This window comes from Caulobacter sp. DWR3-1-2 (assembly GCF_049896225.1).
GTDB lineage: Bacteria > Pseudomonadota > Alphaproteobacteria > Caulobacterales > Caulobacteraceae > Caulobacter.
Genome location: NZ_JAFCTW010000002.1, coordinates 365,335 through 379,777, shown reverse-complemented (window position 1 = coordinate 379,777; position 14,443 = coordinate 365,335). Strand labels below are relative to the sequence as shown.

At 67.1% G+C, this 14,443-nt stretch carries 12 protein-coding genes; 5 read left to right on the top strand and 7 right to left on the bottom strand.

The window, feature by feature from the left end:
* Positions 1-84: 84 nt before the first annotated feature.
* On the top strand, positions 85-588 hold the full coding sequence (locus ACP696_RS04155; protein ID WP_426013120.1) for a lipocalin-like domain-containing protein: 504 nt from the start codon (positions 85-87) through the stop codon (positions 586-588).
* A gap of 218 nt (positions 589-806) precedes the next feature.
* On the opposite strand, the gene ACP696_RS04150 is transcribed toward ACP696_RS04155, so the two are convergent.
* From ACP696_RS04150 to ACP696_RS04140, 3 genes are read right to left on the bottom strand one after another with little or no spacing between them, the layout of a single operon-like run.
* A complete protein-coding gene (locus ACP696_RS04150; RefSeq protein ID WP_426013118.1) occupies positions 807-2,234 on the bottom strand; it encodes an efflux transporter outer membrane subunit in 1,428 nt (475 codons plus the stop codon).
* 1 nt (position 2,235) lies between these two features.
* Positions 2,236-5,430 (bottom strand): efflux RND transporter permease subunit, encoded by a 3,195-nt coding sequence (locus ACP696_RS04145; protein ID WP_426013117.1) that lies wholly within the window; start codon positions 5,428-5,430, stop codon positions 2,236-2,238.
* 12 nt (positions 5,431-5,442) lie between these two features.
* Positions 5,443-6,618 carry an efflux RND transporter periplasmic adaptor subunit gene (locus tag ACP696_RS04140; protein ID WP_426013115.1) on the bottom strand — a complete coding sequence of 392 codons (1,176 nt, stop codon included), beginning with the start codon at positions 6,616-6,618 and terminating at the stop codon, positions 5,443-5,445.
* 188 nt (positions 6,619-6,806) lie between these two features.
* Here ACP696_RS04140 and ACP696_RS04135 point away from each other — a divergent pair, with 188 nt between their 5' ends.
* On the top strand, positions 6,807-7,406 hold the full coding sequence (locus ACP696_RS04135) for a TetR/AcrR family transcriptional regulator (RefSeq protein ID WP_426013114.1): 600 nt from the start codon (positions 6,807-6,809) through the stop codon (positions 7,404-7,406).
* Between the two features lie 107 nt (positions 7,407-7,513).
* Positions 7,514-8,221, top strand: coding sequence for a YceI family protein (locus tag ACP696_RS04130; protein WP_426043495.1), 708 nt, complete (start codon positions 7,514-7,516; stop codon positions 8,219-8,221).
* Between the two features lie 13 nt (positions 8,222-8,234).
* Here the strand turns inward: ACP696_RS04130 and ACP696_RS04125 are convergent, their stop codons facing one another.
* The 3 genes from ACP696_RS04125 to ACP696_RS04115 form a co-directional block, all read right to left on the bottom strand.
* Entirely contained in the window at positions 8,235-9,080 is an 846-nt protein-coding gene (locus ACP696_RS04125; protein ID WP_426043494.1) for a rhamnogalacturonan acetylesterase, read from the bottom strand.
* A gap of 135 nt (positions 9,081-9,215) precedes the next feature.
* The gene (locus tag ACP696_RS04120; RefSeq protein WP_426043493.1) at positions 9,216-10,820 is read right to left on the bottom strand and encodes a family 43 glycosylhydrolase; all 1,605 of its coding nucleotides are present in this window, start codon (positions 10,818-10,820) and stop codon (positions 9,216-9,218) included.
* Positions 10,821-11,019: 199 nt separating this feature from the next.
* Entirely contained in the window at positions 11,020-12,468 is a 1,449-nt protein-coding gene (locus ACP696_RS04115; RefSeq protein ID WP_426013108.1) for a sugar porter family MFS transporter, read from the bottom strand.
* A 172-nt stretch (positions 12,469-12,640) separates the two neighbouring features.
* On the opposite strand from ACP696_RS04115, the gene ACP696_RS04110 reads away from it, so the two are divergent.
* Positions 12,641-12,889: a type II toxin-antitoxin system Phd/YefM family antitoxin gene (locus ACP696_RS04110; RefSeq protein ID WP_426043492.1), complete on the top strand. Its 249-nt coding sequence runs from the start codon at positions 12,641-12,643 to the stop codon at positions 12,887-12,889.
* Positions 12,886-13,281: a type II toxin-antitoxin system VapC family toxin gene (locus ACP696_RS04105; protein WP_426043491.1), complete on the top strand. Its 396-nt coding sequence runs from the start codon at positions 12,886-12,888 to the stop codon at positions 13,279-13,281. The genes ACP696_RS04110 and ACP696_RS04105 overlap by 4 nt, the downstream gene beginning before the upstream one ends.
* 55 nt (positions 13,282-13,336) lie before the next feature.
* Here the strand turns inward: ACP696_RS04105 and ACP696_RS04100 are convergent, their stop codons facing one another.
* A complete protein-coding gene (locus ACP696_RS04100) occupies positions 13,337-14,413 on the bottom strand; it encodes an aldo/keto reductase (protein ID WP_426013102.1) in 1,077 nt (358 codons plus the stop codon).
* Positions 14,414-14,443: the final 30 nt, after the last annotated feature.

Genomic DNA, 14,443 nt, shown 5'->3' with positions numbered 1-14,443 from the left:
GTCCAGTAACCGAATTGACAGGTTAGGATGCGTCGTCGAAGGTGCACAAGTAACCTGTCAAACAAGTTATCACTGGAGATCGACATGAGCACGACCACGACGCGGCCATGGGGCGTGGCTTTCGGTTTGACGTTAGCGGCCTTGTCGGTCTCGGCGGCGCACGCGGCCGAGCCATCGCTGGGGGGGACCTGGATCTTGGTCGCCGCCGACGACCTGCATCCCGGCGGGGCGCGCACCCACGGCTATGGCGAGGCGCCCAAGGGCCGGCTGATTGTCGATGACCAAGGCCGTTACAGCCTGCAGATCTTCAAGGCGGAGCGGCCGAGGTTCGCCTTGGCCGACAAGCGCAAGGGCACGGCGGCCGAGTTCGAGAGCGCCGTGCTGGGGTCGAGCACCCATTATGGGACTGTGACGATCGACGCGCCGGCCCACGTGCTGACCTTCCGAATCGAGGGCGCGTCCTATCCCAATTGGGAGGGCACGGAGCAGAAGCGGCGATATGAGCTGAAGGGCGAGGAACTGAGCTACCAGGTGCCGGCGGCGGCAGACGGGACGATCCCGATCTCGGTATGGAAGCGGGTAAGGTAGGGCCCGCTCCGCATACCCAATTCAGCGATCTTGCTATCGCGTCCTTCTCCCGCAAGGGGAGAAGGAAAATGGCACGCTTGGGGGAGGGGGCGCATGGGGGATCGCGTGGTCCGTCTAGAGCATTTTTCGAGCGAAGTGGTTCCGGTTCGCGTGAAGAAAAATACGTCAAAACAGAAGATTAGAGCTCACGGCCTGACGCAGTCAGGTCGGGAAATCCTCTAGGTCCCCGGCGCGGCGGGGGCGCCGCCGCCGAGGGCCTTGTAGAGGGTGGCCAGGTTGGTGGCGCGCACCAGGCGGGTGTTGATCAAGCCCTTCCGGGCCGTATAGAGCGTGCGCTCGGAGTCGAGCAGGCTGAGCGAGCTGTCGATCCCCGCGCCGTAGCGGGCCCGCGACAGGCGGACCGTGTCGTTGGCGGCGGCGACCAGGCGCTCCTGCGAGCCGACCCGGTCCTGGATGGTGGCCTGGACGGCCAAGCCGTCGGAGACTTCGCGGAACGCGGTCTGCACGGCCCGTTCGTACTGGGCTATGGCGATGTCGCGGCCGGCCTTGGCGCTGTCGAGATTGGCCATATTGGCCCCGCCGTTGAAGATCGGCAGGCTGATGCGCGGCGTGAAGCTCCAGGCGCCGCTGCCGCTGTCGAACAGGCCGCCCAGATCGTTGCTGGCCACGCCGGTCTGGCCGGTCAGGCTGATGCTGGGGAAGAAGGCCGCGCGGGCCGCGCCGATATTGGCGTTGGCGCCGGCCAGGCCGTGCTCGGCGGCCAGCACGTCGGGGCGACGGGTCAGCACGTCCGAAGGCAGGCCAGCCGGCAGGTCGGGCAGGATCTGGGCGGTGACCAGCCCGCCGGCCGGCAGCAGGTCGTTCGGCGCATCGGCGCCGACCACCAGCCGCAGGGCGTTCCTGTCCTGCTCGACCTGGGCCAGGTAGGTCGCCACGTCGGAGCGGGCGTTCTCGACCAGGGTCTCGGCCTCGCGCACTTCCAGCTGCGAGATCGCGCCGGCCTCGAAGCGCCGGCGGATCAGGGTCATGGACTGGTCGCGGGTGGACAGGGTCTCTTGCGACAGGGCCAGCAGGTCCTGGTCGGCGGCCAGGGTCAGCCACGTGCCGGCCGTCTGGGCGATCAGGCTGATCTGCATCGCGCGGCTGTTTTCGTGGGTGGCCAGATAGCTCTGCAGCGCCGCGTCTTTGAGGCTGCGCACGCGGCCGAAAATGTCCAGTTCGTAGGACGTGACGCCGACGCCGGCCGAGTAGCTCTCGATGTCGCGACCGACCGCCACGCCGGGGATATTGGCCGTTTGCGACGATGAGCTCTGGCCTCGGGTCCCCATCGCCGAGGCGTCGATGCCCGGAATGAGCGCCGCGCGCTGAATGCGGTACTGGGCGCGGGCCCGCTCGATGTTCAGCACCGCCACCCGCAGGTCGCGGTTGTTGCTGAGGGCCATCTCGATGACGCCTTGCAGGCGCGGGTCTTCGAACACCTCGCGCCAACCCAGGTCGGTGGCGGTGACCCTAGAGCCGGTATTCGAGGCCGCGACCGGCCAGGCGTTGTCGACCGCCAGGGCCGGACGCACGGTGGCGGGGGCCAGGGTGCAGGCGCCGAGGGCCGAGGCGGCCAACAGGGCCAGGGTCAGGCTACGCAAGTTCATCTCAGTGGCCCTCGGCCGGGGTGACAGGCGTCTCGGCGAAATGGCGCGGCTTGGGTTTGAAAATCCGTTCGACGATCACGAAGAACAACGGGACGAAGAAGATCGCCAGGACGGTGGCCGAGATCATGCCGCCGATCACGCCAGTGCCGATGGCGTGCTGGCTGCCGGATCCAGCCCCGTTCGAAATCGCCAAGGGCAACACGCCGAAGATGAAGGCCAGCGAGGTCATGATGATCGGCCGCAGACGGATGCGCACGGCCTCCACCGTGGCCTCGACCAGGTCCATGCCCTTTTCGTGCAGATCCTTGGCGAACTCGACGATCAGGATGGCGTTCTTGGACGCCAGGCCCATGGTCGTCAGCAGGCCCACCTGGAAGTAGATGTCGTTGGACAGGCCGCGCAGGGTGGTGGCCAGCAGGGCGCCGACGATGCCCAGTGGAATGACCAGGATCACCGACAGCGGGATCGACCAGCTCTCATAAAGCGCCGCCAGCAGCAGGAAGACCACCAGGATCGAGACGCCATAGAGGGCGGGCGCCTGGCTGCCCGACTCGCGTTCCTGGGCCGACAGGCCGGTCCATTCGAAGCTGATGCCCGGGGGCAGCTGGGCGGCGATCTTTTCCATGGCGTCCATGGCCTGGCCCGAGCTCTTGCCTGGGGCTGGGGCTCCCTGGATATTCATCGACGACAGGCCATTATAGCGCTCCAGGCGCGGCGAACCGTAGACCCAGCGGGTGGTGGCAAAGGCGCTGAACGGCGCCATCGCGCCGCTGCCGGTGCGGACGTACCAGTTGTTGAGGTCCTCGGGCCGCATGCGATAGGGCGCGTCGGCCTGGACATAGACCTTCTTGATCCGGCCCCGGTCAATGAAGTCGTTCACATAGGCCCCGCCCCAGGCGGTGCTCAGCGCGGCGTTGATGTCGGCCGTGGTCAGGCCCATCGCCCCGGCCTTGGCCTGGTCGATGTCGATCTTCAGCTGCGGGGTGTCGTCCTGGCCGTTGGGGCGGACGCCGGCCAGGGCCGGGTCTTTTGCCGCCATGCCGAGCACCTGGTTGCGCGCCGCCAGCAGGGCCTCGTGGCCGACGCCGCCGATGTCCTGCAGCTGGAAGTCGAAGCCCGAGGAGGTGCCCAGTTCCGGCACGGCCGGCGGCACGATGGCGAAGACCATGGCGTCGCGAATCTGCATGAACTTGCCCATGGCGCGGCCGGCGACGGCCGGGGTCTTGAGCCGGGCGGCCTTGCGCTCGTCGAAGTCCTTCATCCGAACGAAGGCCAGGCCGGCGTTCTGGCCGGCGCCGCTGAAGCTGAAGCCGGCGACGGTGAACACCGCCTGCACCGCGTCCTTCTCGTCGACCAGGAAGTGGTCGCGCACCTGGTCCAGCACCCGCTGGGTGCGTTCCTCGGTGGCGCCCGGCGGCAGTTGGACGATGGTGAACATCGTGCCCTGGTCCTCTTCCGGCAGGAAGGCGCTGGGCAGGCGGATGAACAGGAAGCCCATCACCAGTATGACCACGCCATAGGCCAGCATCCAGCGGGCGCTCTTGCCCAGGATGCCGCGCACCGAGCCCTGATAGTTGCGGCTCATATGGTCGAAGCTGCGGTTGAACCAGTTGAAGAACCGGTTGAAGAAATTCACGACCCCGCCCAGCGGACCCGTACGGTCTGTCCGCAAAGGCTCGCCATGGCCCGGGCGAGCCGGCTTCAGCAGAGTGGCGCAGAGGGCCGGGGTCAGCACCAGGGCGACCAGCACCGACAGACCCATGGCCGAGACGATGGTGATCGAGAACTGGCGATAGATCACGCCCTGCGAGCCGCTGAAGAAGGCCATGGGCACGAACACTGCGGCCAGCACCAAGGCGATGCCGACCAGGGCGCCGGTGATCTCGTCCATCGACTTGCGCGTGGCCTCGACGGGCGACAGGCCTTCCTCGCTCATCACCCGCTCGACGTTCTCGACCACGACGATGGCGTCATCGACCAGCAGGCCGATGGCAAGCACCAGGCCGAACATGGTCAAAGTGTTGATGGAATAGCCGAAGATCGACAGGATTCCGAAGGTGCCCAGCAGCACAACGGGCACGGCGATGGTCGGGATCAGCGTGGCGCGCCAGTTCTGCAGGAACAGGAACATGACGATGAAGACCAGGATGATGGCCTCGATCAGGGTCTTGATGACCTCCTCGATCGACAGCTTCACGAAAGGCGTGGAGTCGTAGGGGACTACGTACTGATAGCCGGCAGGGAAGGTCTTGGAGAGCTCCTCGACCCGCTTCTTGACGGCGTCGGCCGTGTCCAGCGCATTGGCGCCGGGCGCCAGCTTGATGGCGATGCCGGCGGCGGGCTTGCCGTTGTACTTGGCGCCAAAGCCGTAGCTCTCGGCGCCCAGCTCGACGCGGGCCACGTCGCGCAGGTGGACGATGGCGCCGCCGGCGCTGTTCCTGACGATGATGTTCTCGAACTCGGCCGGGGTGGTCAGGCGCGACTGGGCGGTGATCGTGGCGTTCAGGGCCGTGCCCGGCAGGTTGGGCGCCCCGCCCAGCTGGCCAGCCGAGACCTGGGCGTTCTGGGCCCGGATGGCGGCCTGCACGTCGGCTGGGTTCAGGCTGAAGCTGGCCAGCTTGGTCGGATCCAACCAGATGCGCATGGCGTATTGCGAGCCGAACATCTGGATGTCGCCCACGCCGTCGACGCGGCTCAGCGGGTCCTGCAGGTTGCTGGAGATGTAGTCGGCCAGGTCGGTGGCGGTGGTCTTCGGATCCTCCGAATACATGCCGACCACCAGCAGGAAGTTCCGGGCCGACTTGGCCACTGCCAGGCCTTGCTGCTGCACTTCCTGCGGCAGCAGGGCGGTGGCGGTCTGCAGCTTGTTCTGGACCTGCACCTGGGCGATGTCGATATCGGTGCCGGCCTTGAAGGTCAGGGTCGTCGTGGCCCGGCCCGAGTTGTCGCTGGTCGAGGCCATGTAGTCCAGGCCGTCGAGGCCCTTCATCTTCTGCTCGATGACCTGGGTGACGCTGTCCTCGACGGTCTTGGCCGAGGCGCCGGGATAGACGGCGGTCACCGCGACCTGGGGCAGGGCGATGTTGGGATATTGGGCGATCGGCAGGCTGCGGATGGCCAGGGCCCCCGCCAGCATGATGACGATGGCCACGACCCAGGCAAAGATCGGCCGGTCGATGAAGAAACGGGAAAGCATCGGGGACCGGCCTTAGCGTTGAGCAGAGGTAGCAGGAGCGGTGATGACGGCGGCCTTGACCGGCGCGCCGGGGCGCACCTTCTGCAGGCCTTCGACGATGACCTGGTCACCCGGCTTCAGGCCCGAGGTCACCAGCCACTTGTCGCCGATCGTCTGGCTGGCGACCACGACACGTGGCTCGGCCAGGCTCTTGGCGCCGACCACCATCACGGTGGCGTTGCCCTTGGGATCACGGCTGACGGCCGCTTGCGGGATCAGCATGCCGCCATTGGCCACGCCCTTGCCGAGAATGGCGCGGACATACATGCCCGGCAGCAGCACGCCATTGGGATTGTCGAAGGTGGCGCGCAGGCCGACCGACCCGGTGGTGGGATCGACGCTGACGTCGGAGAACTCCAGGCGGCCGGGCACGGGATAGGTGGAGCCGTCTTCCAGCTTCAGGGTCACCTGAGCCGAACCCGAGCGGCCCAGCTGGCCGCTGTTCAGGGCGCTCTGCAGCTTCAGCATGTCCGAGGACGACTGGGTCAGGTCGACATAGATCTTCGACAGGTCCTGCACCGTGGCCAGGGCCGTGGCCTGGCTGGCGGTGACCAGGGCGCCCGGGGTCACCGTGCTCTTGCCGATGCGGCCCGAGATCGGGGCGAGCACGCGGGTATAGCCCAGATTGATGCGGGCGCCGTCGACGGCGGCCTTTTGGGCGGCGACATTGGCGGCGGCCGTCAGGGACGCGGCCTGGGCGTCGTCATTGTCCTGCTTGGAGACTGCGTTGATCTCGACCAGGCCCTTGTAGCGCTCGGCCTTGAGACGGGCGGCGGTAGCCTGGGCCTGGGCCTGGGCGAGACCCGCAGCGGCGCTGTTATAGGCGACCTGATAGGTCGCGGCGTCGATTTGGTACAGCGCCTGACCGGCGCGGACATAGCCGCCTTCCTGGAACAGCCGCGCCTTGACGATGCCGCCGACCTGCGGACGCACCTCGGAGATCAGGTGGGCCGAGGTGCGGCCGGTCAGTTCGGAGGTCAGGGTGACCGGCTCGATCCTGGCGATGATCACGCCCACCGGCGAGGGGCCGCGCGGTCCCATGCCGCCGGCCCCGCCCGCGCCCTTGCCTTGGCCACAGGCGGCCAGGGTCAGCGCGATGGCCGCGAGGCAGGCCGCCGAAAGGACGGCGCGAGAAAGGTTGACGGACATAGAGAAACCCCAGGAGCGACAGGGCGCCGCAGGCGCTTGGCCTTGACGAGGCCCTGGTGGTAACCAACATGAGAATGAACGTTCATTCTCAATCGGGCTGGACATAGTTCCGGGGTTGTCGCAAGTCAACCTCGGGGGTTCCGTCCAGGTTGACGCGACGGAAATTTAATTGGGACTTGTAGCTTTCCATGGACGACGAAGCCCAGGCCGTGTGCAGGCCGACGCCGGAAGCCCGACGCCAGCAGATTCTTGACGCGGCCTGCGACTGCGTGCGCCAGGCCGGGTTCCATGGCGCCAGCATGGCCGAGATCGCCAAGGCGGCGGGTCTCAGTGTCGGCCAGATCTATCGCTATTTCGAGAACAAGGAGGCGATCATCGCCGCCATCGTCGCCCAGGACCTGGCCGAGATGCGCGAGAAGTTCGCCGAGATGAAAAGCCGGCCTGGCGACCTGCTGGACGCCATGACCGAGCACCTGCCCGAGGCAGTCGACAAATGCTTCGACCTGCGCCGCGCGGCCCTGGTGCTGGAAGTGCTGGCCGAGGCGGCGCGCAATCCCAAGGTGGCCTGCATTGTCCGCGCCGCCGACGAACAGGAACGCGCCTTCGCCCGCGGCATGCTGGAGCGCAGCCGCAATCCCGCTTGGAGCGATGCGGAGTTCCATGCCCGCAGCGAAGTGGTCGGCATGCTGTTCGACGGCATGATCATGCGCGCGGTCAACCATCCCGACACCGACCGCCAGGCCCTGGCCCGCGTGCTGGGCGCCACCGTGCGGCAGCTGCTCAGCTAGGGGTGCGGGGAAGCGGGGCCAACAAAGTCCGCGCCGCGATGTCGGATCATCGTCCCCAGCTTCGTCCTTGGGCTGACGACGCTGACAAAAGTTCGAGGGAGCCCACCATGACCGCGCCAACCCGCCGCCGGCCCTTCCGTTTGGCCCTGATGGCCGTCGCGGCCGCGGCCGCACTGGCCGCCTGTTCGCCGCCCGCCGACAGGGAGGCCGCCCCGCCGGCGACGCCGGCCGCCGGCCCCGCTCAGCCCGCCATGCCTCAGGTTCCGGCCGGCGACTACACGCTCGACAAGAGCCACTCGACGGTGGTGTTCAAGGTCGGCCATCTCGGCTTTTCGCAATATACGGCCCAGTTCGCCGCCTTCGACGCCAAGCTGAAATTCGACCCGGCCAATCCGGCGGCGGCCAGCATAGAGGCGACGATCGACCCGCGCTCCCTGGTGATCCCCAGCCCGCCGGCCGGCTTCCGCGACGAACTGACCGGGCCATCCTGGTTCGACGCCGCGAAATATCCGGCCATCACCTTCCGCTCGACCAAGATCGAGGTCACCGGCGCCAATAAGGCGAAGATGACCGGCAACCTGACCCTGCATGGCGTCACCAAGCCAGTGGTGCTGGAAGCGACCTTCAACGGCGGCTATGCGGGCTTCGACATGGACCCGCACGCCCGCATCGGCTTTTCGGCCCACGGCGTGTTCAAGCGCTCCCACTTCGGCATGGGCTTCGGCGTGCCGGCCCCGGGCACGACCATGGGCGTCAGCGACGCGGTGGATGTGCGGATCGAGACGGAGTTCAGCGGACCGGCTTGGGTGAAGTAGGGGCGTCTCAGCTCTACGGCGCCAAGACCCGCGCCAACTCCGGAACCGCCTTCGCCAACGCTTCAGCCACGATCGTCGCGCAAGCCTCCGCCCCCACCGGACCCAGGTGGGTATAGTCGAAGGGCGCCTCGCCCGGCGCGCCCGGCGCGGGCATCGGCACGGCGACGGCGCCTGGGATCGGCGGCTCATAGAACTTCACGCCGACCGTCGTGCCGGTCGCCAGGGCCTTGGCCACCTCCGCCGAGGGCGGCCCCTCGGCCCAGTCCGCCACCTTCACGGGGCCTAGCGCCTGAGCGGCGGCGGCGCTGCGGGCGTTCAAGTCGACCAGCGGCGTGGCGGTTTCGGCGGCGACGGCGCGGATGGCCTGGGCCCACGGGATCAGGTCGTCGACCAGCTTGCCGTCGCTGAACTGTCGGCGTGACAGTGGGGTCACCAGCACCGGATGGGCGCCCGCCGCGCGCACGTCGGCGACATAGCGCTTCAGATTGGTCGGAAACTCGGTCTTCAGGTCGGTCAGGCGCTCGGCCCGGCCATAGGCGTCGTTGTGGCCGAACTGGATCAGCACATAGGTGTCGGCGAAGCCCCCGGCCTTCATCTCGGAGAGGACCAGGGTCCAGGATCCTTCGCTGCGATAGGTCTTGGTGCTGCGCCCGCCGCGCCCAAGGTTTACGCAGGCCACGGCCGACGTCACCCGCTGGCCGCAGAACGCCCCGCCCCAGCCGCTGCGCACCGCCGTGGTCGAGTCGCCGACCAGGATGATCTTGGTCGCCTTGAACGGCGGCGGATCAGCCGGGGCCTGGGCGAGGACGGGCGTCGCGATCAGGAGGGCGGCGGCGAGGAGGAGGGGCTTGAGCGTCATCGATCTTTCCACCAAACGATTGTCATCCCGGACAAGGTCCGGACGACCGCCGATCCGGGACCGCCGGAAGCGCCGGCGTTCACGCGTCGGTCCCAGATCTCCGCGCGACGCGCTTGTCCGGGATGACAACATGGATTATGCCAGCGCCCGGTATTTGAAGCCCTTGAACCGCGCCGAGCCCTTGCCGGCCGCGTAGAGGCCCGGCTTCAACATCAGGAAGCCGCCGCGCACATTGTGGTGGTAGCCCGAGACCTCCATGCCGCGGTCGAACCGCTTCCAGGTCGCGCCGCCGTCCCCGCTGGTGTGGAAGGACACAATGCAGCGGTCGTTTTTCAGCCGCATCAGCATCTTCGACCCCTGCGGATTGGCCGGCCGCCCGCGCTCGATGCCGTACTGATGAGTGACGAAGTTCTTGGTGTCGAAGCCCAGGCCGCAATAGAGCTGGCGATCATAGAACAGGATCAGGCCGGCCCGCGTGTCGGCATCGACCTCGATCTCGCACTCGATCTCATAGGCTTGGTCGCCGTTGACGAAGATCAGCGGAGCGCCGGTGCTGGGGGCTTCCCCGGCCCCCTTCAGGGTCATGACGCCGCCGGACCGGCTGATGCGGTCGTGCTCGCCCGGCTTGGGATCGAAGAAGTTCCATTGCACGCCGTGCTTGTCGGCGCCGAAGTCGTCCGACAAAGCCAGGCCGTGGGGACCCACCTTGCCACCCTTGGGCTTGGGGAGCGGCTTGGACAGATCGCCGCCGCCGACCTCGAACCAGCCGTCCTTGGTCCAGGTCACCGGGGCCAGCAGGGTCTGGCGGCCCAGGGTATAAAAGCCGTTTTCGTAGCCGTGATAGACGGTCCACCAGTCGCCGGCCGGACCCTGGACCAAGGTGGCGTGGCCGCGCGACCACCACTTTTCGCTATTGTCGGTGGTGCGCACGATGGGGTTTTTCGGATCGTTCTCCCAGGGACCGGCCAACGACTTGGACCGCGCGACGATGACCATGTGGCCGGTCGGCGGGCCGGCCGTGCCGCCCACGGCGGTGACCAGGTAATAGTAGTCGCCGCGCTTGGTGACCTTGGGGCCCTCGGGCGAGAAGCCCTCGACGTCCCAGTCCTCCGGATAATGCCAGGGATCATAGACGTGCTCGGGCTTGCCGATGGTGGACAGTCCGTCGGGCGCCAACTGGATGCGGTCGCCACCCGACAGGAACAGCCAGCGCACGCCGTGTTCGTCGACCACATGGCCGGGGTCGATATAGCGCGGCAGCTTCAGATCGACCGGCTCGCTCCACGGACCCTCGATCTGGTCGGCCCAGATCACATAGCTGGTGTTGTTGTCGGGAAACTTGGCCGGCAAGAAGATGTAGTAGCGGCCGTTGTGCTTGCAGAGCTCGGGCGCCCAGATCGAGCCGACATTGGTCTTCAGGGCCGGGCCGACCGGGGTCCAGTTGACGAGATCCGTCGAGCGCCAGATGAGCAGGCCCGGATAGGCGTCAAACGACGAGTGGGTCATGTAATAGACCTCGCCGTCCTTGAGGATCGACGGGTCGGGATGGTCGCCAGCCAGGATGGGGTTGAGGAAGGTCCCGTCTCCGAGATCGGCCTTGCGCTGGCCCTCGACGCCCTTGGCCCAGGTCGCGGCGGGCTTGGCGGCGGCGGTCGCGGCGTCGGCGATCGTGGGAAGAGCGGCTGCGGCGGCGCCGGTGAAGACCGCGCCCAGCGCGCCTCGGCGATTGAGATCGACCATGTGTTTCCCTCCCTGAACGCGCGCGACGTTGGCTCGTCGCTTCAATGATACCGCTAGCCTATCGGGCCTTTTCGACTGATGTCTACCGGTGTCATCGCCGATAACGCTGTCAGCATGAAACGAAAAACGCCCGGAGGCATAGCCCCCGGGCGTTTTTGAATTCTTTCCTTCCCCATTTTTTGGGGAGGGAAATGGCGCCTTAGCCCTGCATCGCCTCGAGTTCCTTGCCGCGTGTCTCCTGGATCAGCTTCTGGACCAGGAAGAACGAGACCACGGCGCTCAGGGCGTAGAAGCCATAGGTCATCGGCAGGCTCTTGGCGGCCATCGACGGGAAGCTGACCGAGATGCCGAAATTGGCGATCCATTGGGCGAAGCCGGCGACGGCCAGGGCCGGGCCGCGCATCTGGTTGGGGAACATCTCGCCCAGCATGACCCACATCACCGGACCCCAGCTGAGGTTGAAGAACACCACATAGGCATTGGCCGAGACCAGGGCGATCAGGCCGGTGTCGCCCGCCAGTTGCAGGGCGCCGTTGACGGTGGTGGCGGTCGAGAAGCACCAGGTCAGCAGGCCCAGGGTCACGGCCATGCCGGCCGAGCCGATCAGCAGCAGCGGCTTGCGGCCGATCTTGTCGATCAGGCCGATGGCCAGCAGACAGGCCAGGATCGACAGGGCGCCCGACAGGATGTTGATCTTCAGGCTGTCGTCCTCGGTGAAGCCCACCGACTGCCACAGCACCGAGCCATAGTAGAAGACGATGTTGATGCCGACCAGTTGCTGGAAGACGGCCAGCACGAGACCGGCCCAGAGGATGGCGCGCACTTTGTGGGTGGTAGGGTCCAGCAGGTCCGAGAACTTCGGCTTGTGGTCTGCCGACAGCGAGGCGCGGATCTCGGCGACCTTGGCGGCGCCTTGGCCGGCCCCGAACAGGCGCGACAGGATTTTTTCGGCCTCGGCCTCCTTGCCCTTGGCCACCAGGTAGCGCGGGCTTTCCGGGATCGACAGCAGGGCGAAGAAGAAGATGGCGGCCGGAATGGTCTGCATCCAGAACATCCAGCGCCAGGCGGGCAAGCCCAGCCAGAACGGGGCGGTCGAACTGCCGGCGGTGTGGGCCAGAATGTAGTTGGCCAGGAAGGCGCCGGTCAGGCCGGTGATGATCATGATCTGCTGCACCGACGACAGCCGGCCGCGGATATTGGCCGGCGTCACTTCGGAGATATAGACCGGGCACAGCACGCTGGCTGCGCCCACGCCCAGGCCGCCGATCAGGCGAAAGATGATGAACACGGTGGAGGTGTGGGCCGCGCCCGAGCCGATGGCGCTGACCAGAAACAACAGGGCGGCGATGATCATCACCGTGCGGCGGCCCCAGACGTCGGCCAGGCGGCCGGCGGCGAAGGCGCCAAACGCGCAGCCGATCAGGATGGCCCCGACATTGAGGCCGGTGCCCAGCTTGCTGAGGCTGAAAGCCTTCTCCAGGCCTTCCTGCGTGCCGTTGATGACGCCGCTGTCGTAGCCGAACATGAAGCCGCCGATGGTGGCGACCGCGACGATGGCGGCGATGAAGGCCATGTTGACCTTGCCCCCATTGGGGCCGCCCACGGCGCTCATGCCCGGGCTTGGGCCGGCGTTGATGACTGATGCCACGGTTTCTTCCCCGATGTGGCCCGAAGGCCCGTTTGTACGCGGAGCGGTCCTTGGCGGACCGCTCATTGAGCTTGACCTTAGTGTTACCGGTATCAGCCCGCAAGCGGCGTTGGCGGCCTTTCCGTAGGGTTGGTCTTGTGCGAGCTAAGATTAGCTAATCGCGAGCCCGACCATGCGCACAGTCAACATGCACGACGCCAAGTCGCAGCTTTCCAAGTTGGTGGAGGCTGTGGAGAGCGGCGAAACCGACCAAGTGGTGATCGCGCGCAATGGCCGGCCTGCCGCGCGGCTCATCCCCATGACGACGGCGGCCAGGACGCCGGTCAGAATCGGCATCGCCAAGGGCCTGTTCGTCGCCCCGGCCGACACGGCCGCCCAGGACGCCGAGGTGGCGGTGCTGTTCCTCGATCCGCGCGATTGAGGCTGCTGCTCGACACCCCCATCGCCTTGTGGACCCTGACCGACGATCCCCGCCTGACGCAGGCGGCGCGCGACCTGATCCTCGACCCGGCCAATGAGATCTGCGTCAGCGCGGTGACGCTCTGGGAGATCGCCATCAAGCATGGCCTCGACCGCCAAGGTCCGGGCGCCATGCCGATCGGCGCCCATGAGGCCCAGGTGCTGTTCGCCGCCGCCGGCTATTTGCTGATCCCGATCACGCCGCAGCAGGCGGTCATCGTCGAAACCCTGCCGCGCGTCCACGCCGACCCGTTCGATCGCCTGCTGATCGCCCAGGGGCTGACGGAGGCCTTGGTCCTGCTGACCCACGACGCCGCCGTCGCGTCCTACAACACGCGCATCATCAAGGTTTGACGCCGGCGGCTTTGGCGGCGGCCTGAGTCTTCGACTTTGCCGCAGGTCGTGCGACCTACTCGCCCCATCCGGTGACAGCATGACCGCCGAAGACCATGCGGCGGATCATCGGTGACGTCAGTCCCGCGCTGAAGCTCGCGGGTGGGGCGCTCGCAGCGTTCAGGCGCGCCATCTGGGAGTCGTTGAGCACGACCTGCGTGGCGGCGATGTTTCCGGCAAGCTGCTCCAGCTTGCTCGCGCCGACGATCGTCGCGGTGACGCCGGGGCGGGCCATGACCCAGCTGAGCGCGACCTGCGCGACGGGGCGATCGAGTTCGGCCGCGACTGTCTTCAGCGTGTCGAGAACCTCCCAGTTGCGGTCGGTGAACTTGCTGTCGCCGAACGGGTTGGGGCCGCTGAGCCGGCCGGTGTTTTTGGTGTCTTCGCGGCGGTACTTGCCGGACAGGAAGCCGCCCGCCAGCGGACTCCACGGCATCACGCCCATGCCGCCTTCACGGGCGGCCGGCACATGCTCGCTTTCGACGTCGCGCGCGACAAGGGAGTATTCCACCTGGATTGCGATCGGTCCCGGCACGCGCCGTTCGGCGGCGATGGTGGCGGCTTTCATCGCCAGCCACGCGGGCATGTCGGAGAGGCCATAGTAGCGGATCTTGCCGGCCCGCACCAAGTCGCCCAGCGTCTGCACGATCTCCTCGATGGGCGTTACCCCGTCCCAGATGTGCATCCAGTAGAGGTCGACATAGTCGGTCCCCAGGCGCTTCAGCGATGCGTCGAGCGCGCGGTGAATGTTCTTCGCCCCGGCGCCGCCGGCGTTGGGGTTCCCGCCGCCGGCCTGGGTGGCGGTCAAAGGGCTCGCCGATCCGTTGAAGGCGAATTTCGTCGCCAGCACGATGTCGTCGCGCGAGCCGGCCTCCTTGATGAATTGACCCACGAGACGCTCGCTCTCGCCGCCCGAATAGATGTCGGCGGTGTCAATGAAGTTGCCGCCCGCCGCGCGGTAGGCCTGAAAGATCTGGCGCGAGGTCGCCTCGTCGGCGCCCCAGGCGCCCGGCCCAAAGGTCATCGTGCCGAGGGCCAGGGGGCTGACGACGAGGCCGGAGCGACCCAGGGTGCGGAAGGCGGTGAGCGACATGAGGATCTGACTTTCATAGCGGTTGCTACG